This window comes from Paenibacillus sp. EB106-05-06-XG162, assembly GCF_058791655.1.
On sequence record NZ_JBYTDT010000019.1, the window covers coordinates 66,122 to 90,367 of the forward strand.

Below are 24,246 nucleotides of genomic sequence, written 5' to 3' on the forward strand. Positions count from 1 at the left end.
GCAGGCTCAACAAGAGCGAAGTTACAAGATTACATTCCATCCAACCAATGTTATAATTAGAACATACATTCGAGTCGGTTGACGACCTTTGAGGTGTTCAAATTCTAATGACGAATCACAATCATGAAGTGAAATTTGCAGAAATAGAGATCGGCCAAGGGGAGACGCAGAGCTCGGGGCTTTCAATACCGGCGCGCCCACAGACATCTGCGATCGAACAAGGATCGAAGAATCAGGAAACCGCGGCACCAGCAGCGATCCAAGAAGTGAAGAATTACCCTACGGGGGAGCAGCGATTTCTGGAGCGGGCGAGACAGATGGAGCACCATGTTGAAGCGGAAGTGCCGTTCGTTCCTTTTATGACGTACTGGCCGACATATGCCAACATGAATGAATCGCAGGCCAAGTGGTACTATTATTGGCGGAACGAGGTGCGAAGCGGGAGATATCCTGAGTCGGATTTATCGTATATTTTTCTCCACATCTATGAATTGATTAATGGCGTAGGCTGGCAGGAGCCCATGGAAGGGTACCGGGCATTGCTTGCGTTATGGGATGCATACCGAGCCCAATATGCGAAGCTTAACTTCTATATCGTGGACTGGGTGGCGGACTTCGTGCTCGTACATCGGCTGGATGTTTCTTTTCAAGACATCATGCGTCGCTCGACGTACGGATTGAATGGGGAGCTGCTCGATCTGGAATTGATGCGCGGACTGCATGTGGAACCGGTTGACGTTTCCTGGGATATGCTGCAGAAGCTGTCCAATTATAATGTACAGCAGAGCAAGTTCTATTTGGGCGACGGTCAGGTTCATATGGAAGCTTATGTTCCGCGCGTGGTCGCCCTTGTTGACGCTTATTATCGGAAGACACAGGGACGTAGACTGATTGAGATGTTCCAGCCGGGCAAAGAAGTGCAGCGTGAGCGATATCTATTCGGTAGTGCGGTGTATGATACGTCGTTATATGGCCGAACGTTCACGGTCCATGCCGTTCAGATCAGCGAACATAAGCTTTTTCGTGATTTCGTAAGCCAGTTGATTCGTTATTGCGAGAATCAGCTGCGTGATTTATGCGGCTATAAAGGGAAGTTGAGAGGCGTAAGAATCGACGCTGCGCTAGAACCTTTGATTACTCGGGCGCTACAGACGGAATTCGAACGGCAGGCTGCCCTGGAGCGAGTGGAGTCGGAGGTGCAGATCGATACGGATCGATTGCTGCAATTGCAGCGCGATTCCGATCATGTGCGTGAATTGCTGACGGTAGAGGAGAAGACGGTTCAGGAATCTGATCGCGTATCGGTGAGTGAGACGAACATGGCGATCGAACCGGTGAACGCCGATACATCGCTGCGTGAGGTTTCTAACCGTGTTGAGCCGCCGGCTCAGATTTCAACCTCAACCTCTGAACCAGCGGGCAGTGAGCACCTGGATGATAGCTGGCGAGCTTTCCAAGCAGCATTGACTCCTGCTTATCGAGCGACCTTATCGGCCTTGGTTCAAGGGGTGTGGGATACGGAAATGTTCAGCATCGCACGTGAATATAGCACAATGCCGGCCCTCTTGATCGATGGCATGAATGATTTGGCGATGGAGACGATTGGGGATTTGATCGTGGATGGTGATATCCTCGTTGATGAATATATTGATATGCTTAACAATCTATTAGGGTAAGGTGATGAAATGCAAGAGATTAGAATCCCGAGGCGTGTCACAACAGCGCTGGTCAATTCCTTAACGGCGGGTGTCGTGCCGCGTATTGGACTAGAGCACGTAGCGGTCGGACGCAAACCGGAGATCGAGGCGATTCTATCGGATCTGGATAATATCGCGGAGGGCGGGGCGGCGTTCCGCATTATCTCAGGCCGTTACGGAAGCGGCAAGAGCTTCCTGCTGCAGACGATCCGTAACTATGCGATGGATCGTAACTTCGTGGTCGCGGACGGTGATTTATCCCCGGAGCGGCGGCTCGTCGGTACGAAAGGCCAAGGTCTGGCTACGTATCGTGAGCTCATGATGAACTTGTCCACGCGTACGAGACCTGACGGCGGGGCACTCGAGACGGTGCTGCAACGATGGTTCGGCGCACTTCAACAGCAAGTCATGCAGGAGAAAGGTCTCGCGATGGATGATCCTGCCTTGAATGCTGAAGTGGAGCAACGCATTGTCCATGTCACGAACGAGATGCAGAATATGGTGCACGGGTTTGATTTTGCTCGCGTGCTATCGGCGTATTGGAATGGATATCGCATGAGTGACGATGAGCGGAAACAATCGGCTATGCGCTGGCTGCGCGGCGAATACCCTACGAAGACGGAGGCGAAGCAGGCGCTTGGCGTGGGTGTTATTATCGATGACGACAATTGGTATGATTATATGAAGTTATGGTCGGAGTTCACCGCGAAAATCGGTTATGCAGGATTGCTCCTATTCATCGATGAGGGCGTCAATTTGTACAAAATATCGAATAGCATTTCCCGTACGAGCAACTACGAGAAATTGCTGACGATGTTCAACGATACAATGCAGGGCAAAGCAGAGCATCTCGGCATCTATCTGGGCGGCACGCCGCAGTTCGTGGAGGATCAGCGCCGGGGCTTGTACAGCTATGAAGCATTGCGTTCCCGCCTGATTGAAGGTCGATATGCGAAAGACAAATTACGTAATTACGCGGGGCCGATTCTGAAGCTGGATATGCTGTCCTATGAGGAAATCCTGATTCTCTTGCAGCGATTAAGACAAATTCATGCCCTGCATTTCGGTTACACGCCGTCAGTCACCGATGATCAGATGATCGCCTTCATGAAGCTAGCCGTCGGCAGACTCGGGGCAGACGAGCTGTTAACGACGCGTGAGATCGTGCGCGATTTCTTAGATCTGCTGCATACGCTGCATCAGCATCCGGATAGCAACTTTGAAGTATTGCTAGGTGAACGTCATGTGCAGCCGGCCGCAGCGAATCCCGATGAAGTTGATGATTTCTTGGCGGAGTTCGAGCTATGAGTGATCATCCATTCTATCGGCTGGCGCCGTTCATTCAAGAATATATTTATCGGAAAAGATGGGACACGCTTCGCGAAGCACAAGTCGAAGCGTGCCGGGTGTTATTCGATACGCCGAATCATCTGCTCATCGCATCTGGGACCGCATCCGGGAAGACGGAAGCGGCGTTCTTCCCGGCACTAACGGAACTGCATAATCAGCCGTCACAATCGGTCGGCATTCTCTATATCGGGCCACTCAAAGCGCTCATTAACGATCAATTCGAACGGCTGAAGGAACTGCTTCAAGAAGCACACATCCCGGTCTGGCATTGGCATGGCGATGTTCCACAGTCTGAGAAGACCAAGCTTGTGCGGGATCCTTCAGGTGTTCTTCAGATTACGCCGGAATCGCTCGAAGGGCTCTTAATGAATAAGCCGAACGCCATTCCAGCCTTATTCCATGATCTGCGATACATCATCATCGATGAAGTCCATGCCTTCATGGGCGCAGATCGCGGGATGCAGGTGCTTAGCGAGATCGCTCGGATTGAACGTATGGCAGGCTGCAGACCAAGGCGAATCGGACTGTCCGCCACCCTGAGTGATTATGCTACGGCATCTGAATGGCTTCGCGCGGGCTCAGCAGATGGGGTTGAAGTGGTTGCCCCCCAAGGAGGACGTAAGCTTCGCCTATCCATTGAGCATTTCTCATTCCCAAGCGCAAGGGATGAAGAGCAAGCGGAACAGCTTGCGAATGCAAGCCGTGCTTACTTCGATTACATTTACGATCATACGCGGCTGAAGAAAGCGCTGGTCTTCACGAACAGCCGCTCTGACGCAGAGGTCGCAACCCTAGAACTGCGGCGCACGGCGGCAAGGCGGCAGGAGCCGGATGTGTTCCATGTGCATCACGGCAGCATCTCTGCCATGCTGCGAGAAGAAGCGGAAGCAGCGCTGCGGACAGGCCATGGGCCAGCCGTAGCGATGGCGACGGTGACGCTCGAACTCGGGATTGACCTTGGCGAGCTCGAGCGGGTGGTGCAGCTGGAGTCGCCGAGCAGCTGCTCAAGCTTCGTGCAGAGGCTCGGTCGATCCGGGCGGCGCGGCGATATGCCTTCGGAGATGATGTTCGTGATTCCCGAAGAGGAGGACGAGCAGGCACAGCTGCCCGCACGGATGCCTTGGACGCTGATGCGAGCCATTGCCATTATCGAGTTGTATGTACGGCACAAGTGGGTGGAGCCGCTCAGCCTTCGAAAGAAGCCGGTCGGACTGCTGTATCATCAGACGATGAGCGTCTTGAAGAGCATGGGGGAAGCGGAGCCGAAGGACCTCGCGCGAATGATTTTGTCGTTGCCCCCATTCCAGCATATTTCGCCGGATGAATATCAGCAGTTTCTGCAATATTTGCTACAGACCGATCACTTGCAGCGGACCGAAGTGGGTGGCCTGATTATCGGGCTGACGGGGGAGAAGACCGTAAATAACTACAGATTCTATGCGGTCTTCCAAGATGACGAAGAGTATGTCGTCTATAACGGCTCGGAAGAGATCGGCTCCATTACGACGGTGCCACCGCCCGAATATTGCTTCTCGCTTGCCGGCAAGCTGTGGAAGGTAATCGAGATTGATCGCAAACACAAGGCAGTCTATGTGAAGCCATCGCTGGGCAAAGTAGATACGTTATGGCTCGGAGGCAGAGGGGACATTCATACGGAAGTGATGCGCAAAATGAAAGATGTGCTAGCGGACGATACGATCTATCCGTATCTTGCTCCGCGTGCCGTGAATCGTCTGCAACGTGCACGGCGACTCGCTCGTGAGAGCGGCTTGCTGGAGAAGACCGTCATCCCTGCAGGCGGAGACTCGATGTTCATCCTGCCATGGATCGGTACGAAGCCATTCCGTACGTTGGAGAGGCTGGTGAAGCATAGACTGGCAGATCGGCTTTCGCTACGTTCGATCGTACCGATGGAGCCGTATTATATGGTCATCTCGGGGCGAGCCGATGCAGAGAATCTTCTGGCAGAAATTCAGGCCGAATGTACGCACGATGTGGACCCGATGGGACTGCTGAAACCCGATGAGTCGCCTTATCTAGGCAAATATGATGAATTTGTCTTACCTGAACTGGTTCGCTTGGCATTTGCTGAGGATGGACTGGATGTGGAAGGACTGCGCGCGGCACTGCGCGCGCAAGAATAGGTAGTCATAGCATTAGAACAATAAAGGAGCTCCAACCTATTGGTCGGAGCTCCTTTTCGTATAACATACGATGGAATTAGTTCATACTATCACTTGCGAGCACTTGCTTCGTGCTTGCATCGATACCTTCAGTCTTCGCTTGCCCGTCACCTGCAGCAGGTGCGGGTGTTGAATTGGAAGTACGAAGCGGGATTTCTTTCAAGAAGAAGACCAAGCCAAGCGCAAGGACTAGCACAATCGTACCTGTTAAGAATACCGTTGACAAAGTGGAGCTTAGTGCATCGCGGATCATATCCAGCATTTTGGTGAACAACGGTTGAATATCAGTTGGCAATTTCGCCATCGTCGCATCAATCAGTGGTTTGTTCATCAAGGTCTGCGGATTTGCGAATCCTGCTAATTGCTTTGCAATATTCGGATCCATTTTCGTCATATCGACGCCATGGGCTGCAGCGGACTGCATTTTGTCTGTAATATTATGCTTCAGGCTCGTCGCCATAACGGAACCCATAACAGCAATCCCGATTGTACCACCTAAGTTACGGAACAATTGCGATGATGCTGTTGCAACACCGATTTCCTTGTGCGGTACGGCATTTTGCGTTGCGAGAGAGAAGACCGGCATCCCGAGTCCAAGACCAATACCGAAGACGATCATACTGATTACAGCCGTCGTTACATTTGTCATGAAGACCATGATGGCCATACCAGCGATCATGATCGGTATGCCAAGCATAGCGAAGCGTTTATATTTCCCGATCTTCGAGATCTTTTGACCTGTGATGGCAGCGGTAATGACCATGAAGATGGACATTGGCATTGTGACATAACCTGCATAAGTCGGCGAAATTTGAAGAACCCCTTGCACGAAGAAGGACAAGTAGATCAAGGCGCCCATCATTCCGAAGTTCATCATGAAGCCAATTAAGTTGGATACGGTAACGATACCGTTTTTAAATAAAGACAGCGGAAGCACAGGGCTTTTCGCGTGTTTCTCGACAAAGATAAATATGATGGCAGATATAATCGTAGCTGCGAGTAATCCTAGGATTTGCGGTGATCCCCATTTATATTCGGTGCCCGCCCAAGAGAAGGCAAGAAGTAATGGAACGAGTGACGTTGTCAGGAAAATCGAACCCAAGTAGTCAATCGATTCTGATTTTTTGCGATCCACTTTCGGGAACAAGAAAATAATCATGAAGAATGCGACAACACCAAGTGGTAAGAAGATCCAGAAGATCCAATGCCAATCCATGTTATCGATCATATAACCACCGAGCGTAGGCCCGATGACACTCGAGAATCCGAATACGGCCGTCATGAGTCCAGTCCATTTACCACGTTCACGCGGCGGGAACAAGTCACCTACAGCGGTAAAGGAAGTCGCCATAATAATCCCTGCGCCGATCCCTTGAATCCCTCGATACGTAATAAATTGATAGACATCGGATGATGTCCCGGTCAAGAAGGCCCCGACCATGAAGAATAAGATCCCGGCTAGCAGGAATGGTTTACGTCCATAAATATCGGACAATTTACCGACCAATACGGTCGCGATCGTCGACGTCAACAAATAAATGTTAATCGTCCATGTGTATAGATCCATACCGTCCAGTATGGAAATAATGCGCGGCATGGCGGTACTGCCAATCGTCTGATTGATCGCCGCGAAGAACATGGCTGCCATGATGGCGACCATGATCGTAATTTTACGTTTCAAGGATAAATGCTCCATGATGTTTTCTTCTACTCCTTTTACTCTATTTATCTATCTTCGCAAGCACTGTCGTCAAAATGCGCTTCAAGTGCTTGATATCTTCGTCCGGTAATGAACCGAAGAACATCGCGATGGTTTCTTTTTGGTCTTCCATCACTTGATGTGTGATCTGTCTGCCCTCCTCCGTAATCTGAATGTAGACGACGCGCCGGTCATCTTCTGCACGTGTGCGTTCAATGTAGCCTTCCGACAATAGTCGGTCGGCTGCGCCAGTCACGGCACCTGAAGTAATGCACAAGGCTTCTGCAAGCTGCGACACTTTCTGCGGACCATGCTGCTCCAGTTTGAAGAGCATTTTGAATTGAGGGAGGGTCAATTGATGAACCATACGTTTGTTCCAATTCTGAGACATGCTCTTGATTAGCGTCTTAAATAAGGTAGATACTTCAACCAATTCTGTGTTGATCGGCATGTTGATTCTCCTCGAATGGCTTCGGGGTATGCACGATTCAGCATGTTCAACAGCAGCTAGCAGCAGCCCACCCCAATGCTCAGTTTATTTGCGGCACATATTTTTTATGACTAAAACAATTCACTATCGAATATTTAGACAGTATAAATCTTTTGATTTAAAACGTCAATAGGTAAAGGAAAAGTGTACCAACAGGGAAAAACGTAAATAATAGGGTGGCAGAAAAGGCTTCAAATGATATTCTAATAGAAGAAAAAGATGCAGAATGAGGATGGAAGATATGAAATGGATTGACGTAGCAGCCGCTATTATTGAGAATAAAGCAGGTTCGATTCTGATCGCGAGACGGAAGGCAGGGAAATCGCAGGCAGGACTTTGGGAGTTTCCCGGCGGCAAAATAGAGCCCGGTGAATCCATCGAAGCTTGTATTCGCCGTGAGCTGATGGAAGAGCTTCAGATCGAAGTAGCGATAAAATCGTATTTCGGCACGCACGAACATCCATATGAGACGGCGAATATCCGGTTAATTGCCTATAAAGTGATCTACCTCCGAGGGTATATCCGGCTCATCGACCATGATGCGTATCGCTGGGTACGGCGTGAGGAACTTACTGAGATCGCTTTTGCGCCAGCGGATGTATTGTTTGTTCAGATGCTGCAAGCAGAATTGGAGGAGAAGTGAATGCCAACCTATACCTATAACAAGCTCGTTCGTGACTTGATTCCACACATCATTGAGGCACGAGGCAAAAGAGCGAATATGAGAGTATTAGAAGATTCCGATTATAAGGAAGCGTTGAAAGTCAAATATCGCGAGGAATCCCAGGAATATTTTGAAGCGGAGAATGATGGAGAGGCACTTGAAGAACTGGCTGATACCCTAGAGGTCATCCGAGCGTTAGCGGCTGTACATGGGGCCTCTTGGGACGAGCTCGAACAAATCCGTGCGAAGAAGGCTGCAGAGCGCGGGGGTTTTCAAGATCGTATTTATTTGATCGATGTGGTGGAGGATTGAATAAATTCTCCATTTCCAGTAATATGAGGGTGATTTAGGGGAGGAGAAGTTCGCTTATGGAATTCATTCTAACCGTTCATGACATCTTACAACGTCCTCTTTTTCAGAATGCGAAGGTGGTCGCGGGTGTTGGCGGATTAGCCCGTCGCGTGCGTTGGGTTCATATCCTTGAAGTATCGAATTTCGACCAATTGATCAATGGAGAAGAATTAATTCTGACGACAGGTATTAGCTTTCATTCCGATCCGTCTTATGCCGTGAGTTATGTAGAGGAATTAGCGAAGCAGAATGCTTCTTGTCTATGTATTGAGCTGGGCAAATTTTTTGACAAAGTACCTGAGGCGATGATTGAGGCGGCCAATAGACATCAGCTGCCACTCATTATTTTCCCGCATACCGTTCGGTTTGTGGATATTACGCAAGATCTACATTCGATGATCATTAATAGTCACCATCGCATTCTGCAAGAATTAGAGAGTGTGTCAAGGGAATTCCATCGACTTACTTTAACTTCGCAAGGGGTTACTAATGTCCTTAAGCTGCTACATACGAGTACCAAAGCGCAAGTTATCTACGTCCCGACACAGGGGCAACCAACCTTCAACCCAGCGCTGCCGATCCAGAAACAGAAGAGTTTTTTGGAAGCGCTATCGAACCGAATTCCGGAAATGCCAGAGAATAAACCCAATGTCGTGCCAATGGAGTGGGAGTTCGATAACAAGACCATGATCCTGCAATCTGTAGGTGCCTTAGGGAAGACATGGGCCTACATCGTCATGGTGCTCGAACATCCGCCGCAGGAGTATGATTACCTCATTCTTGATTCCGCTTCGTTATCCATTGCGCAGGATTTGCTGCGCAAACGTTATATGGAAGAACGTAAATTGTATACAGAGAACCTATGGGTGGACGACCTGCTGCATGTCCGGATTAAGGACGAGGATCAGATTAAGTCGCTGATGGGTACAGATTTCAAACGCTTGAACGAGGCGAACTATCGCGTGTGCTTGATTGAATTCGATCAGCATGGCGACCAGTCTGTTCATGCGGTGGAAGAGGGGACCGAGTCGATTGGGATTCATCTATCGATGGTACTCCGTTCGATCTTCGAGCAGCATTCCTTCCTGCCTCTCATTACGCTGAAGAATAACCGCCTTATCCTTGTTGCGATTGATCTGAATCCGAAGCGTCCGTCGAAGATTCGATTACAGCAGGTATTTGAGTCGCTACAACAAATTCAGATGGATGAGAAAATCGGCGGTATCGATCTGCTCATCGGTGTTGGCCGTTCTTATGTTAAATTAATGAATGCTCATCACAGTTACCAAGAGGCAATTCGGGCGATCTCGCTCTATCCTTGCTTCAAGAAGCCCGTGATGTTCTTCGAAGAGTTGGGTGTCTTCCAGCTGCTATTTAATATCGATAACAGAGAGATGCTAGAATCCTTTGTTCATAGCTATCTGGGCCCGCTAATCGAGCATGATGTAACGAGAGGCAGCGAATTGATTCGCACGTTAAAAGTCTATCTAGACCATGATGGATCGAAGCAAGTGGCCGCGCAAAAGCTGTTCATTGTCAGACAATCACTCTATTACCGCCTTGAGAAGATCGCAGAATTGCTCGGTGCAGACTTTATCCAGCCAGAGAACCGCATCGCCCTGCAGGTCGCGCTTCGCGGCTATCAGATGCTGAATCCGGAACGGCTATCGAATCAGGATTAGGTTCATTACGATATGGATATGTACCGAAACGCTTACCAGCCGAATGCGGATGTGGTAGGCGTTTTGTCGTATGACACGACACATTTTCGACATTTTTGTCAAAAAAGTGAAAGATTCTACTTAACACTCTGTCTAATGCAATGAACCTAAAACAATTTATACTTAATTTCGTAGCACATTAAAATTGTTGTAATCGCTTTCAAATACCTCTTGCACAACGACTCAGGAAGGTGGTCAAAGGGATGCTATGGGATTTCCAATTTAATGTACCGACACGTATTGCGTTTGGTATGGGTAAGATCAACGAGTTAGGTCATCGCGTTAAAGAGTTCGGAGGGAGCAAAGTGCTTGTCGTGACCGACAAGGGATTAATCCAGTACGGCGTTGCTCAGAAAGTATTCGATGTGCTTGAGCAGGCAGGCGTGGATTATGTAGTGTATGACAAGACGAAACCGAATCCACGCGACACGGATTGTATGGAAGCTTATCATTTCGCGCGTCAAGAAGGCGTTGATCTGCTGATCGGTCTTGGCGGGGGCAGTTCAATGGATACGGCAAAAGCGGTAGGCACGCTGCTCAGTCATGGCGGTTCGATTCAAGATTGGTATGGGCTCAACACATTGCAGCATGCAATAACACCGACGATATGTATTCCAACTACGGCAGGGACAGGCAGTGAAGTCACATTTTTCTCTGTCATTACAGACACTTCTACCAATTTGAAAATGAATATTCTGGACGTTCACGTGGCTCCTGTACTCGCACTGCTCGATCCAGAATTGACCCTCACTTTGCCTCCATCTGTCACAGCCTCGACAGGCATGGATGCATTGACACATGCCATTGAAGCCTATACATGCAATATTGCTGAGCCAATAACCGATGCACTTGCTTTATATGCCATGGATATGATTATTACCAACCTCCCGAAGGCTGTACATGACGGCACAGATCTAGAAGCGCGCAAGAATATGCTTATGGGAAGTCTGATTGCCGGCATCGCTTTTGGCAATTCCGACGTAGGCGGTGTTCATTGCATGGCAGAAGCCCTCGGCGGACTGTATGATACCCCGCATGGCGTGGCTAATTCAATCCTCTTACCTTATGTGTTCGAATATAACATCCCTTCGAACCCTGCGAAGCATGCCGTTGTAGCAGAGCGCCTAGGCGCAATTCGCCAAGGTCAGTCGGATGAGGAGCTTGCTGCGGAGGGAGTCGCTAGACTCATGCAGCTGGCTGAAACCGTGGGGATCCCCAAAATGAGGGATTTACATAACATCAATCCAGCTGATTTCCCGTATCTGGCCGAAGGTGCCACCAAGAATGTATCTGCCCCTAGTAATCCGCGTCCAGCGACACAAGAGGATTATCTTCAATTATTTCACAAAGCTTATGGTCAAATCGGAGTACAAGCTTAACGGTGTGAATCGGTGTTCTCATTCGAGGAGGAAGATAAATGAGTGGAGTCAAGTTAAATCGGACATTGGGTTTCTGGGCAGCTTATTCGGCGTCAGTAGGGCTGGTCGTCTCCGGTACAGCGATGGTTTCCTTAGGAAACGGTTATGGTGTTGGAGGGCCTGCATTTAGTATTATTGCCTTTTTCGCTCTTATCGTTATTTTATGTGTAGCTTTATCATACTCTGAGCTAGCTGCCATGATCCCGGGAGCGGGGATGATTGGCGAGTATACGACACCTGCGTTAGGAAAGTTAGCAGCGATGTTCGCGGTACTCGCGGGATATATCGTCCTCGTCGGAACGGATGGCGGTACGAACATGATTGTCGGAGGTCAGAGTATTGAGACATTGACCGGCATCCCATGGGTTCTGGCCGTCGTGGTCATCCTGGCTGCCTTAGTCGCTGTCAATATGGCGGGTGTTGGCGTATTCGGCAAAGTGCAGACGATACTGGCGCTGGGCATGATGGGCTTGCTAGGTCTGATTGGTCTATGGGGAATGACAGGCATTGGGCTGCACAGTCAATTGCCTGTACAGCCGCCGTTTTCGACGATGTCCTGGGGAGATCAATTCAAGACCCTCGGTGCAGCGATCTGGCTCTTTATCGGGATGGAATTCGTCGCCCCGCTTGCCGAGGAAGTGAAGAGACCGGGTAGAACGATCCCAATGGCGATGATATTCGGTTGTTTGACGATTTGGCTCGTAGACTTATTCTTTGGTCTCGGCATTACGAAATATATCAAGCTCGATGAACTAGCGGCTTCGACGATTCCTCACGTCGCAGGAGCTGAAGCCATGCTAGGCCGAGCAGGATTGATCCTGATGGGGGTCGTATCAATCCTTGCTGCGATTACAACCTGCGATACGTATCTTATGGCGATTCCAAGAATGTTGTACGGCTTGTCCAAAGAGGGCTTGATGCCGAAATTCTTCTCTTATTTGCACCCAAGAACAAGAACGCCATGGTATGGCATTCTTTTCGTCACGGCATTAATCTCGATCGTTCTTGTTTATGCGGGTCTGAATAATGCCAATATCGGCTTCATTACGACGATGATTAATGTGGCTTGTGCAACATGGCTCATGTCCTACATCATTGCCCAAGTTAACGTGATCGTGCTGCGCCGGAAGTATCCGAATCAACATCGTCCATTCCGTACGCCGCTGTATCCGCTTCCACAAATCGTAGGCATTCTTGCATGCATCTACATGATCTATACCTTATATGTGAATCCAACCGTATTGAAAATTTCGCTTGTGACCATTGCTTTGATTTTGATATTCGCGATCAGCTACTTGAAAATGACAGGGCAGAAGCTTTTTACACCGGTGCCGCTCGATCAAGTCTATCGCGGCATTCAATCACGCAGCGAGTCCGATGATTTAGCTGTGACGGGCAGCGAGCAAGATCCGAATTCACAAATTACAGCGTAGAAGGGGGAAACCGATATGGGCGTATATAGCATCGTGGATCGACGTGCGAACCAGGCATTGAACCAGATCGTGAAGAAATTCCAAGCTATGATTCCGATTTTACATGTGGAAGATAATGCGATCGAATTAGACGGTTCGCAATATGGCATGGAATCGATGAAGGCTTACCACAACATTATTAATAAATGGATGGGACGCGTCTATATTTATACCTGGGAGTTCACACTTCCGGGTATTTCCCTTGCCTCCGATGCACGAATCAAATTGCAGTACCGAGGTTCGAACCGGGGGCAGAATCAGGCACAATTCTTGCTCGTATCTGGAGATAGTGTCCTTGCCGAATTGTTGAATGGGGATCCAGAGTTGATCCAGCTATGCAATAAGATGGACGTTGATCAGATGGAGCTGAAGTATAATCGCACTTCGCAGAGGTGGACCGTCCGGATCGCGCCGAATTATGGCGATTTCATCTGGGTACTTATTCCGCCGATGTCCTATGCAAGGAAACCATCAGCGGAGGAAGCAAGCAATACGGTACGATGTATGGAATTAATTGCGGTACATATTGAACATCAACAATTACTTATGAGAGGATGACCATCATGTTAAATAAAGAACCAATGGCAATCGAGAATATGTATATTAACGGGAAATGGGTATCGGCGATAAGCGGAGAGACGCGAGAAATTGTGAATCCGGCGAATGGCGAAGTTATCGCTGTTGTGACGGAAGGTAGCAATGCAGCTGCGGCAGCTGCGATTCAAGCGGCGAGAACAGCATTTGATCAAGGGGTTTGGCCAGAGATGCATGCTAGAGAACGTGCAGATTTGCTCCATAAAATTGCAGATCGCCTTGAACAACGGGTAGAAGAATTCGCGAAGCTCGAGACGCTAAATAATGGGAAGCCGCTGCGTGAAGCGGAGTACGATATTACCGATTCGATTAATCAGTTCCGTTACTATGCGGGTCTCGCGTCCAAACCGCATGGTGTGACCTACGATGTACCGGATCAGATCCAAGCGATGGTTGTACGCGAACCAGTAGGCGTTGTCGGTCAGATCATTCCGTGGAACTATCCGCTCGTGATGGCAACGCAGAAGATTGCGCCTGCTATAGCAGCGGGATGTACCGTCATCATTAAACCAGCGGAGCAGACACCGCTTACGCTGATTCGTCTCTTCGAGATCATTGACGAAGTGGGATGTCCTCCGGGCGTATTGAACTTGGTGCTTGGCTTAGGGGCAACGGTCGGACATGAGCTGGCGAGCAGCCCGCTTGTAGACAAGGTAGCTTTTACAGGCGGGACAGAGACAGGGATTAAGATCATGAAGACCGCTGCCGAGACCATCAAGAAGGTGGGTCTTGAGCTGGGCGGCAAATCGCCGAATATCGTGTTCGCGGATGCGGATTTCGATACGGCGGTGGATTATGCGTTATTCGGGATTTTCGCGAATCAAGGGCAGGTCTGCTCTGCGGGATCACGGTTATTGCTCGAAGAATCGCTTGTCGAGACATTCATTCCGGAATTGGTGCGTCGTGCACAGTTGATTGAAGTCGGCGATGGCATGCAAGAGACAACAGAGATGGGACCGCTCATTAGTGAGCGCCAAATGCAGCGTGTGCTGGACTATATCGAGATTGGGAAGAACGAAGGCGCAACGTTATTGTGTGGAGGTTACCGTATCATGGACAACGGGCTCGACCGCGGTAACTTCGTCGCACCGACGATCTTCGGTGATACCACGCCAGATATGCGAATCGTACAGGAAGAAATTTTTGGGCCGGTATTGGCGATTCAGACCTTCCGAACGGAAGCGGAAGCGATTGCGCTCGCGAATGGAACGAAGTTCGGCTTGGCGGGCGCCGTGTTCACGAATGATGTAGCGAAGGCACATCGCGTCATCCGTAAGCTTCGTGCAGGGATTACGTGGATTAATACGTATCATCCGACCTTCAATGAGGCGCCATGGGGTGGTTACAAGCAGAGCGGTATCGGCCGTGAGCTAGGGACCTATGGATTCGAAGAATATCTAGAGACGAAGCAAATTAATGTGTCTTTGCAGACGGCGCCTTCCGGTTGGTTCAGACATTAAGCAGTAGGAGCATACAATTTCTATTGTGGTAAAAAGTTTGATGTTTCTTCCTAACATCCTGTCTAATGTTTTGCATGAGGGAAGTCCCTATACTAAAGGTAACTTTTACATCAAAAATCGCAGGAGGGTACGCAAATGTCTGAAGTAAAGACGCAAGTCATGACCATAAAGAACTATATTAACGGGGAGTGGATCGAATCCACGAGCGGCCGTTATGATCAAGTGCCTAATCCGGCAACGGGCGAGATCATCGCGCAGGTGCCGCATTCGAGTCGTGCAGAGTTGGATCAAGCAGCGGAAGCAGCGGCGAAGGCGTTTGCCAGCTGGAAGAGTGTTGCCGTTCCGCGCCGAGCACGGATTTTGTTCCGTTATCAGCAATTGCTCGTGGAGCATTGGGAAGAGCTAGCGAAGATCGTGACGATGGAGAACGGCAAGAGCTATCAAGAAGCTTATGGTGAGGTTCAACGCGGAATTGAGTGCGTCGAATTTGCTGCGGGAGCACCGACATTAATGATGGGCAATCAACTGCCAGACATCGCGACAGGCGTAGAATCTGGGATGTATCGCTACCCGATAGGGGTTGTCGGTGGGATTACTCCGTTCAACTTCCCGATGATGGTGCCTTGCTGGATGTTCCCTCTTGCCATTGCGTGCGGGAATACGTTCGTGCTTAAGCCTTCGGAGCGTACACCGATTCTCGCGAATCGTCTAGCGGAATTGTTCGAGGAAGCAGGTCTTCCGAAAGGCGTCCTCAGTATCGTCCATGGTTCCCATGATGTCGTGAACGGAATTCTGGAGAACGAGCATATTAAGGCGGTTTCCTTCGTTGGCTCTCAGCCTGTGGCTGAGTACATCTATAAGACGGCTGCTGCGAACGGCAAACGCGTTCAAGCCTTGGCTGGCGCAAAGAACCATTCGATTGTCATGCCGGATGCGGATTTGGATAACGCGGTGACGAACATTATCGGAGCTGCTTTCGGATCAGCGGGCGAACGCTGCATGGCTTGTGCGGTTGTCGTTGCGGTAGGTGACGTTGCGGATACGTTAGTTGATCGTCTGGTACAAGCGGCGAATGCGATTAAGATCGGTAACGGTATGCAATCGGATGTGTTCTTAGGCCCAGTGATTCGTGAAGATAACAAAGCGCGTACGATGAAATATATAGAGATTGGTCAATCCGAGGGCGCGGTTCTTGCGCGTGATGGCCGATTGGATCAAGCAGTAGATGGTGAGGGCTATTTCGTTGGGCCGACGATCTTCGATGAAGTGAAACCTGGTATGCAAATCTGGAAGGATGAGATTTTCGCGCCTGTCTTATCGATCGTTCGAGCTAAGGATTTGAAAGAGGCAATCGACATTGCGAACCAATCCGAATTTGCGAATGGCGCTTGTCTCTATACGGATAGTGCGAAGGCGATTCGTCAGTTCCGTGAAGATATCGATGCTGGCATGTTAGGCGTGAATTTGGGTGTGCCCGCACCAATGGCATTTTTCCCATTCTCCGGTTATAAGAAGTCGTTCTATGGAGATCTCCATGCGAATGGTCGAGACGGCGTCGAGTTCTATACGCGTAAAAAAATGCTCACAGCTCGTTACTAATCATGCGGAGGTGTTGAAGACATGTCAATCAAAAGTGAAACAATCGATATCAGTGCAAAAGATCGTCAATACTTGTGGCACGCAATGTCTCCCTATAATGAGAACGTTCCGCCGATGGTCGTCACTTCCGGCGAAGGGTCTTGGATTACCGATCTGAACGGCAACCGTTACCTAGATGCCATGTCTGGATTATGGTGTGTGAATGTGGGCTATGGACGCGAGGAGATGGCGAAGGCTGCTTATGATCAGCTCGTTGCAATGCCATATTATCCACTAACACAGAGCCATATTCCTGCTATCGAGCTCGCGGCGAAGCTGAACGAATGGCTCGAAGGGGAGTATGTGGTCTTCTTCTCCAACAGTGGTTCTGAGGCGAATGAGACGGCATTCAAGATTGCGCGTCAGTATCATGATCAATCCGGGTCACCGAATCGTTATAAATTCATTTCCCGTTATCGTGCTTACCATGGTAACTCCATGGGTGCTCTAGCCGCAACAGGACAAGCGCAAAGGAAGTATAAGTATGAGCCGCTTGGCGGGGGATTCGTGCATGTGCATCCGCCAGATAGCTATCGCCGTCCTGCAGGCATGAGCGAAGAGGACTTCAATCTGCAATGTGCGCGCGAGATCGAAGATACGATTGTTTGGGAAGGCCAAGAGACGATTGCAGCGGTCATCATGGAGCCGGCGATCACAGGCGGTGGTGTCATTGTCCCGCATCCGGTCTATATGGAAGAAGTACAGAAAATCTGCAATCGCCACAATGTACTGCTCATTATTGATGAAGTCATCTGCGGATTCGGCCGTTCTGGCCGTAAATTTGGACATATGAACTACGATGTGAAGCCAGATATCGTGACGATGGCCAAAGGGTTAACGAGTGGATATTTGCCATTATCAGCGACGGCTGTGCGCAAAGATATTTATGAAGCATTTAAGGGTAAGGAAGACTATAGTCATTTGCGCCATGTAAATACGTTCGGCGGTACGCCTGCAGCTTGTGCGCTTGCGCTGAAGAATCTGGAGATTATGGAGCGTGAGAATCTCGTTGAGCGTTCCCGGATTCTAGGTGAGAAGCTAGAAGCGGGCATGGCAGAGCTGCTTGAGCATCCGCTCGTAGGCGACATTCGAAGGTTCGGATTCTTAATGGGGGTAGAGGTGGTTCAGAATAAAGAGACCAAAGAGCCATTGCCGCTGCCTGCTGTAGGTAAGATCATTTCCGAATGTAAAGCGAAAGGTTTAATTATAGGGAAGAACGGCGATACGGTTGCGGGCTATAACAACGTGTTAACCTTCTCGCCGCCGTTATCCTGTACGGATGAAGACCTAGAATTCATTGTTAATACATTTAAAGAGGTTATGAACAACCAATAGGGAGTGGGAACAATTATGCTAATCGGTGTGCCAAAAGAGATCAAAAACAATGAGAATCGCGTCGGCATGACTCCAAGTTCTGTTGTAACCTACATCAATGCTGGTCATGAAGTGCTCGTTGAGACGAATGCAGGAGCGGGAATTGGGTTTACAGATCAAGATTATCTTGCAGCAGGCGCGCGCATCGTATCTTCCGCGAAGGAAGCATGGGCGGCGGAGATGGTCGTGAAAGTCAAAGAACCGATCCCATCGGAATATGATTACTTCCATGAAGGATTAATTCTATATACGTATCTGCACCTTGCACCTGAGCCAGAGTTAACGAAAGCACTGGTCGAGAGTAAAGTGACAGCGATTGCTTATGAGACAATCCAATTGGATAATGGCAGCTTGCCATTGCTAACTCCAATGAGTGAAGTGGCAGGACGCATGTCCATTCAGATCGGTGCGAGATTTCTAGAGAAAGCGAACGGGGGTAAAGGTGTATTGCTCAGCGGTGTGCCAGGCGTTGCGCCAGCGAAAGTCGCCATCGTAGGCGGCGGGATCGTCGGTGCGAATGCAGCGAAAATGGCCATAGGACTTGGCGCAGACGTCAGCATCCTAGACATTAGCCCAGATCGCCTGCGTCAGCTCGATGATATGTTCCAAGGTCGCGTGAAGACGATCATGTCCAATCCGTTCAATATCGCGGAGACGGTTCGCAACGCAGACCTCGTCGTAGGCGCTGTATTGATCCCTGGTGCGCGTGCGCCAAGGCTCGTAACGGAGAAAATGGTACAGAGCATGAGCCCAGGCTCCGTCATCGTCGACGTAGCGATTGACCAAGGCGGCTCGATCGAGACGATTGACCGCATTACGACGCATGACAGCCCAACGTATGAGAAACATGGCGTTGTTCACTATGCAGTAGCGAATATGCCGGGTGCGGTAGCACGAACTTCCACGTTAGCTTTGACGAACGTAACCACACCATATGGTGTACAAATCGCAACCAAAGGCTACAAGCAAGCGGCGCTCGACAACAAGGCGCTAGCCAAAGGCATCAACGTTGTTGATGGCCAAGTGACGTACAAAGCGGTCGCAGATGCGCATGGCTATACGTTTACGGATGTGTATACGGTGTTGAATCAAGCAGCGATTCGCGTGTAGTAGGAAGGGGACGTCCTAGTGGGACGTCTTTTTTTGTGCTGATCGCTCGGCATGGAGTGCGAGGCAGGAATAACTGCTCTATTGCAGTTAAATCGTCCCAAGTGGCGCATGAGGCTCCAAATAACTGCAAAAATGCAGTTAAATAACCCAAAGCGGCCCTCGGGGGGGATCTCTATTTTGAGATGGGGGGGGCTTTGTGGAGATCACATAGAATCTATGGAGTAAAATATCAATCGTTCCGATAAAAATATATATTGTAGAATATTGTAGGATTTTGTATAATTATGGAATGTGGTAGGGCGTATGACCCATAACATACTATCAATTCGGGGGGTAAATGATTTAGTTTCGAAGCAAAGTTAATTGATATAACCAAAAAGGAGGTTGGGCGTATCCGTTATTGGATTGCGCTGTTTTTTGTAATAGGTGCGTTAATGCAAGGGTATTTTTTTGAGTTTGGTTATTTATTAACAGTATGTGCGCTATGTATGGCTGCTGGTATTAAGTTAATCCTCCACAAAGAAATACGAATTTCACCCTTAATTGTGCTGGCTTTTGGACTAGTAGTTCTTTATGGGATCTCCATTATTTATGCTGTTGATCGTGAGCATGCTCTGCTAGAAACATTAAGGATAACGTGTCTGCTGCCATTTAGTTTAATCGTTTCTACATTGAAGTTTGAAGAAAAGGTTAGCCTTTTACGACTATGGACTTGGATTGGGGCTTTGCTTGTTATTATTGGTGTCGTTTTTCACTTGGAGAGGAAGGGACGTCTGGAATCTACAATTCAGTATGCAAACTCGCTTGCTATATTGTTGTTGGTTGCATTGATGATATGTCTTTTTTTCTATTTAAAAGAAAGACGCTTCGCGCAAGTATTGGTCCTCGTGATTTTAGGGACAGGGATATTACTTACATTATCACGTGCGGTATGGGTGATATGGGGAATTGCTTTAATCGCTAGTTTCTTTATGTTTCCTGAAATGCGAAATCGAAGAAATAGGGTGACAATTGGTTTCGCTCATTTGGGGAGTTTCCTTATTGCAGCTCTAATTAAACAGGACCTATTGTTTTTTTGGCATAGGGTTAGAAGCATTCAGCCTGATACGGCTGAGTTGCAAATACGTACTGTTTATTGGCGTGACAGTCTTCGGATTATTCGGGATTACTGGTGGGGAGGAACAGGAGGTGGGGGCTGGAGACTCCTGCAGCACGAATATCAATCCACAACGTACTTTGTAAAATATGTCCATAATCATTATCTGCAAATTGCAATGGATATAGGAGTGATAGGGTTAGGGCTCTTCCTTTTCTTCATGATATGGTTCTATATTAAGGCTTGGAAACAACAGGCCGATCCTCATTTAAGTATCGAACGAAAGTATTGGAGCAAATCAACTATCATCTTGGTTTCTGTTCTTCTTTTGCATGCTGGTTTTGATTTTGATCTCAGTTTTCCACTTATTTTTGGGTTTCTCTTATTTATAATTTCTATCGTAATGGATGGAGAATTTTCTAAAGTGTACAAGCTTTCGAGGCTACCTTTAGTATTCATTGCAGGAGTTTTAATTTCCATTACTGGGTTTGCCTTGATTATTTCAATTGGTTACCAACAGAAAGAATTAGGAGTTCGCAGTGCAACTGAGAGTCATTGGGAGGAAGCGCATCAGCATTTCTCTAACGCTAAAAGAATGCTTCCTTGGTCGCATACTACGATGTATGAGCACGCTAAAAGCTATGTGCTGCAAGGAAATCAAAGCAGGAATTTACAAGATTACTATGCTGCGCAAGTAGAACTTGAAGCAGCATTGAATCGGGCACCATTAGAAAAGATATATCAGGAGTTAAAAAAAGATTTAGAAAAAGTAAATCAATCGTGGAAAGAGGAGAAAATTAGAGATGAATAGTAGGACAGTGAAGAGAAAAATAAGTATCGCGGTTCTTATTTGCATGATGGTGGTCATGCTTTCACCAATTATGGCTTATGCCTCTTTTTATTACAATAATACTTCCGGAAAATTAAGTGGTGGGGTTTATGTCAATGATCCATCTAAAGTAAAGGTTACAGCTATCACACAAAACAATTCTGTAACTGAGGTAACTTATATCAGCACCACTTCAAATTTTTCCGGATATGATGATAATAATGTCATAGTTAGAACAGGCGAATTTGGAGCAGACTTACCTGCAAATCAAGCACCTAGTAAAATTATGTTGTCGTACTGTAACCAATCTTACGAATTGTTACCAACAAGACAATATTATTATGGGACTGTCTATGATTTAGCAGAAAAGGATGAATTCCGAAGTGGATATTACAGAGCGACAGGAAATCAATATTTCACAGAAACGGCCGGGAATTCCTACTTACAACCAGGTACAAGGCTGGTTGATTTTACACCGACTGGAACAACGGATATTAATCGATTCCAAATTTATTTTCCTTACGATACTCAGATAGATTTAAAAAATATTGATATTACTGACTTTAAGCTTACAGATGTAACTGTTAGTCAAGATGTGTATTTGCAAAGTATGCAGCAGCTATACAATTCGGTAGTGAGATACCAGGCTCAGCCCAACTTTATTGCTGGACATAAATATGAATTGACCATGTCAAATACCAGTTTAGGTAATGAGGTGAAGTTACCCGTAAGTGGTATATATAATAATTCAAACGTCTTTTTTGACCAAAGCAATATGATAATTTATTTTGACAACATCCAGATCGGAAACGCTGTAGTGGGAGGTACGCCAAGCAGAAATGATGGAGGTGCTCCTTTTGGTGATATGTCCAAGTGTTCAGTTGAAAATCCAGGTGACCCACCATTAACACCGTCAACACCTCCGACATCATCAACATCATCAGCAGTACCAACGCCTTCCCCGGCTCAGACTGAGGATTGGATAACAGCAAATGCAATTGGTGATAAACAGTCTAAAATCGTAGGTAAAGTTACCAAAGAGGCAGATAAAGATGGGCAACATATCACAAAAATTTCACTGGATCAAAATAAATTTAAAGATGCTTTGCAACTTCTGAAAGGTAAAATACCAAAGGAACAAATTCTGCAGATGGCCTTAAAAAGCGATGAAAACAACCTCAATGTGATTATTCCTCTCGAATCGCTAACGGATGCCATACATAATACACCTGACGGTGTTATTTCGATCGGAGCAGGTTCATCCAAATATGATCTTCCGATTCATGCAATAGATCCAGAGAAACTAGCAAAGAAAATGAATGTGGGTGTTAAAGATTTGCAGGTCACCTTTCAAGTTGCTAATCTTGAGGATAAAATTACAGATGCCGTGAGTAGTGAAACGAAGAAGCTGGGTGCGTCAATGCTAGCTAAACCTTACCATGTTTCGGTTACGTTGGATGCACAAGGAAACAAGACTCCTTTGGAATATTTTGAAAATGCATATGTGGTTCGTTCTCTCACGCTTCCATCTACTGTCGATTCATCGAAAGTAACTGGAGTTGGTTATGGCGCAGATGGTAAGTTGTCCTTTGTACCGGTAATCTTTCATAATCAGAATGGCCAAACGGAAGCTAGTTTCAAAAGTAATCGTACAGGCATATTTACTTTAATTGAACTTAAAAAATCATTCAAAGATTTAGATAAGCATTGGGCCCAAGCGGATATCGAACTGTTAGCTACTAAGTTAGTAGTGAATGGTTCATTGGATAATAATTATGTTCCTAACGCCGAAGTTACACGTGCTGAGTTCGCTGCGCTTCTAGCCCGGTCTTTAGGATTACCGGAGGATAGCAGCAAGTCAAATTTTAAGGATGTTTCAAAACTTCATTGGTCAGCTGGAGCTATTGGGGCAGCAGTCAAGGCGGGTCTCGTTGATGGATTTGAAGATGGTACATTTCAACCCAATAGTCCGATTTCTCGTGAACAGATGGCTGCAATGATCACTAAAGCGCAGAATTTTGTGGGCAAGGATACGGATGGTCCATCAACGAATCCTCAAAAGAGTGCGAACTTCACAGATCAAGCTTCGATTAGCCCTTGGGCACAACGGTTTGTAGAACAAGCTATACAAGCGGGACTGATAACAGGCACAGATGAAAATCTGTTTGCTCCAACTAAAAATGCGACACGAGCTGAAGCGGCGACGATCGTAAAGAGGTTCCTGCAAAAGGTAGAATTTATTAATTAGATTACTCTAACATATTACAGATACACATTTACTACAAATAGGCATTAGACCACTTCAAAAGGAGACTACTGAAAAAGTCCCTATGAAGTGAAGAAGGTACAGTTTCTCAATTTTTTGAGGGCTGTACCTTTTTTTTGTATAATTAAAGCATCAAACCGAGTAGGTGTTTGATGCATTTGAATTATTTACACAAGTAAATATGGATAACAAACTTTATTTTTACTTTTACGTGAGTTCCAACAAAATTAAATTCACTAACAACAAACTTACTCAAGTGTTTTCAATTTTTAATCACTTCTTATAACCTACGTAAATACTGAGTTTTCAATAACGATCTTTATTTTCCTGCATCAATGGCCCCAAGCGACGCCTGAGGGCCTAAATAACTGCACTAATGCAGTTAAATAAGTCGAAGTCCGCTCATTTGAAATCCGTGTTAACACCATTAATCATCATTTACATAACACAGGATTTGAATAGCGAGTGGAACCCATACCCATGCCCACCCTATGTGCAAACGTACGAAATTCGAATAACTAACTAGGCATTCGAAGCAAATTTATTGGACCAACCCCGCGTGAGAGAGGGCATAATGGGACTGTGTGCGGGTATGAGACGACGGCTGTCATATCCAATCGGAACTTGAAATTTTAAATGTTGTTGACAAAAATTGGTTACCCGCGTATCATTTCACTAATCGTATGTACAAAGGAGGTTCGATGAACATGCTAACGACAACTAATCCGCTGCAATGGAATCTAAATGAACGATTGGTTCCCGAGCATCTACAATTTCATATGCATTTCATCGTCCTGACCCGTTATGATCATGAGGATGCTTGGCTGTAACTTT

At 47.4% G+C, this 24,246-nt stretch carries 18 protein-coding genes; 16 read left to right on the plus strand and 2 right to left on the minus strand.

Translation table 11 applies throughout. The features are described from left to right. Nucleotides 1-107: 107 nt before the first annotated feature. From AC3WU2_RS26750 to AC3WU2_RS26760, 3 genes are read left to right on the plus strand one after another with little or no spacing between them, the layout of a single operon-like run. On the plus strand, nucleotides 108-1,676 hold the full coding sequence (locus AC3WU2_RS26750) for a TerB N-terminal domain-containing protein (protein ID WP_492457995.1): 1,569 nt from the start codon (nucleotides 108-110) through the stop codon (nucleotides 1,674-1,676). Nucleotides 1,677-1,685: 9 nt separating this feature from the next. Beyond that, nucleotides 1,686-3,005, plus strand: coding sequence for an ATP-binding protein (locus AC3WU2_RS26755; protein ID WP_379349300.1), 1,320 nt, complete (start codon nucleotides 1,686-1,688; stop codon nucleotides 3,003-3,005). Then, nucleotides 3,002-5,191 carry a DEAD/DEAH box helicase gene (locus AC3WU2_RS26760; protein WP_492457996.1) on the plus strand — a complete coding sequence of 730 codons (2,190 nt, stop codon included), beginning with the start codon at nucleotides 3,002-3,004 and terminating at the stop codon, nucleotides 5,189-5,191. Before AC3WU2_RS26755 ends, AC3WU2_RS26760 begins: the two co-directional genes overlap by 4 nt. Nucleotides 5,192-5,267: 76 nt before the next feature. Here AC3WU2_RS26760 and AC3WU2_RS26765 read toward each other — a convergent pair whose 3' ends face one another. Together AC3WU2_RS26765 and AC3WU2_RS26770 are read right to left on the minus strand one after the other, a co-directional pair. Continuing rightward, nucleotides 5,268-6,926, minus strand: a complete 1,659-nt coding sequence (locus tag AC3WU2_RS26765) for an MFS transporter (RefSeq protein WP_492457997.1) — start codon at nucleotides 6,924-6,926, stop codon at nucleotides 5,268-5,270. Nucleotides 6,927-6,951: 25 nt separating this feature from the next. Then, nucleotides 6,952-7,380, minus strand: coding sequence for a MarR family winged helix-turn-helix transcriptional regulator (locus AC3WU2_RS26770; RefSeq protein ID WP_018758585.1), 429 nt, complete (start codon nucleotides 7,378-7,380; stop codon nucleotides 6,952-6,954). Between the two features lie 280 nt (nucleotides 7,381-7,660). Between AC3WU2_RS26770 and mutT the strand changes: the two genes are divergently transcribed. The 13 genes from mutT (at nucleotide 7,661) to AC3WU2_RS26835 (ending at nucleotide 24,242) form a co-directional block, all read left to right on the plus strand. Next, nucleotides 7,661-8,062 carry an 8-oxo-dGTP diphosphatase MutT gene (gene mutT / locus AC3WU2_RS26775; protein ID WP_492457998.1) on the plus strand — a complete coding sequence of 134 codons (402 nt, stop codon included), beginning with the start codon at nucleotides 7,661-7,663 and terminating at the stop codon, nucleotides 8,060-8,062. Further along, nucleotides 8,063-8,395, plus strand: a complete 333-nt coding sequence (locus tag AC3WU2_RS26780) for a nucleoside triphosphate pyrophosphohydrolase (protein WP_492457999.1) — start codon at nucleotides 8,063-8,065, stop codon at nucleotides 8,393-8,395. Between the two features lie 56 nt (nucleotides 8,396-8,451). Then, on the plus strand, nucleotides 8,452-10,116 hold the full coding sequence (locus AC3WU2_RS26785; protein ID WP_492458000.1) for a PucR family transcriptional regulator: 1,665 nt from the start codon (nucleotides 8,452-8,454) through the stop codon (nucleotides 10,114-10,116). A gap of 242 nt (nucleotides 10,117-10,358) precedes the next feature. Then, nucleotides 10,359-11,534 (plus strand): iron-containing alcohol dehydrogenase, encoded by a 1,176-nt coding sequence (locus tag AC3WU2_RS26790; protein WP_492458001.1) that lies wholly within the window; start codon nucleotides 10,359-10,361, stop codon nucleotides 11,532-11,534. A gap of 38 nt (nucleotides 11,535-11,572) precedes the next feature. Beyond that, nucleotides 11,573-13,006 carry an APC family permease gene (locus AC3WU2_RS26795; protein WP_492458002.1) on the plus strand — a complete coding sequence of 478 codons (1,434 nt, stop codon included), beginning with the start codon at nucleotides 11,573-11,575 and terminating at the stop codon, nucleotides 13,004-13,006. A 15-nt stretch (nucleotides 13,007-13,021) separates the two neighbouring features. Further along, nucleotides 13,022-13,603 carry a DUF3156 family protein gene (locus AC3WU2_RS26800; protein WP_492458003.1) on the plus strand — a complete coding sequence of 194 codons (582 nt, stop codon included), beginning with the start codon at nucleotides 13,022-13,024 and terminating at the stop codon, nucleotides 13,601-13,603. Between the two features lie 5 nt (nucleotides 13,604-13,608). After that, complete coding sequence (locus AC3WU2_RS26805; protein WP_492458004.1) at nucleotides 13,609-15,099, plus strand: aldehyde dehydrogenase family protein; 1,491 nt, start codon at nucleotides 13,609-13,611, stop codon at nucleotides 15,097-15,099. 135 nt (nucleotides 15,100-15,234) lie between these two features. Further along, nucleotides 15,235-16,698, plus strand: a complete 1,464-nt coding sequence (locus AC3WU2_RS26810) for a CoA-acylating methylmalonate-semialdehyde dehydrogenase (protein ID WP_492458005.1) — start codon at nucleotides 15,235-15,237, stop codon at nucleotides 16,696-16,698. Nucleotides 16,699-16,719: 21 nt separating this feature from the next. Then, nucleotides 16,720-18,072, plus strand: coding sequence for an aspartate aminotransferase family protein (locus tag AC3WU2_RS26815; RefSeq protein ID WP_492458006.1), 1,353 nt, complete (start codon nucleotides 16,720-16,722; stop codon nucleotides 18,070-18,072). Nucleotides 18,073-18,087: 15 nt separating this feature from the next. Beyond that, entirely contained in the window at nucleotides 18,088-19,221 is a 1,134-nt protein-coding gene (gene ald / locus AC3WU2_RS26820) for an alanine dehydrogenase (RefSeq protein ID WP_492458007.1), read from the plus strand. 434 nt (nucleotides 19,222-19,655) lie between these two features. Then, the gene (locus tag AC3WU2_RS26825) at nucleotides 19,656-21,128 is read left to right on the plus strand and encodes an O-antigen ligase family protein (protein WP_492458008.1); all 1,473 of its coding nucleotides are present in this window, start codon (nucleotides 19,656-19,658) and stop codon (nucleotides 21,126-21,128) included. Further along, the gene (locus AC3WU2_RS26830; protein ID WP_492458009.1) at nucleotides 21,121-23,394 is read left to right on the plus strand and encodes an S-layer homology domain-containing protein; all 2,274 of its coding nucleotides are present in this window, start codon (nucleotides 21,121-21,123) and stop codon (nucleotides 23,392-23,394) included. The genes AC3WU2_RS26825 and AC3WU2_RS26830 overlap by 8 nt, the downstream gene beginning before the upstream one ends. Before the next feature lie 725 nt (nucleotides 23,395-24,119). Beyond that, complete coding sequence (locus tag AC3WU2_RS26835; protein ID WP_492458010.1) at nucleotides 24,120-24,242, plus strand: hypothetical protein; 123 nt, start codon at nucleotides 24,120-24,122, stop codon at nucleotides 24,240-24,242. The last annotated feature ends 4 nt before the right edge of the window (nucleotides 24,243-24,246 follow it).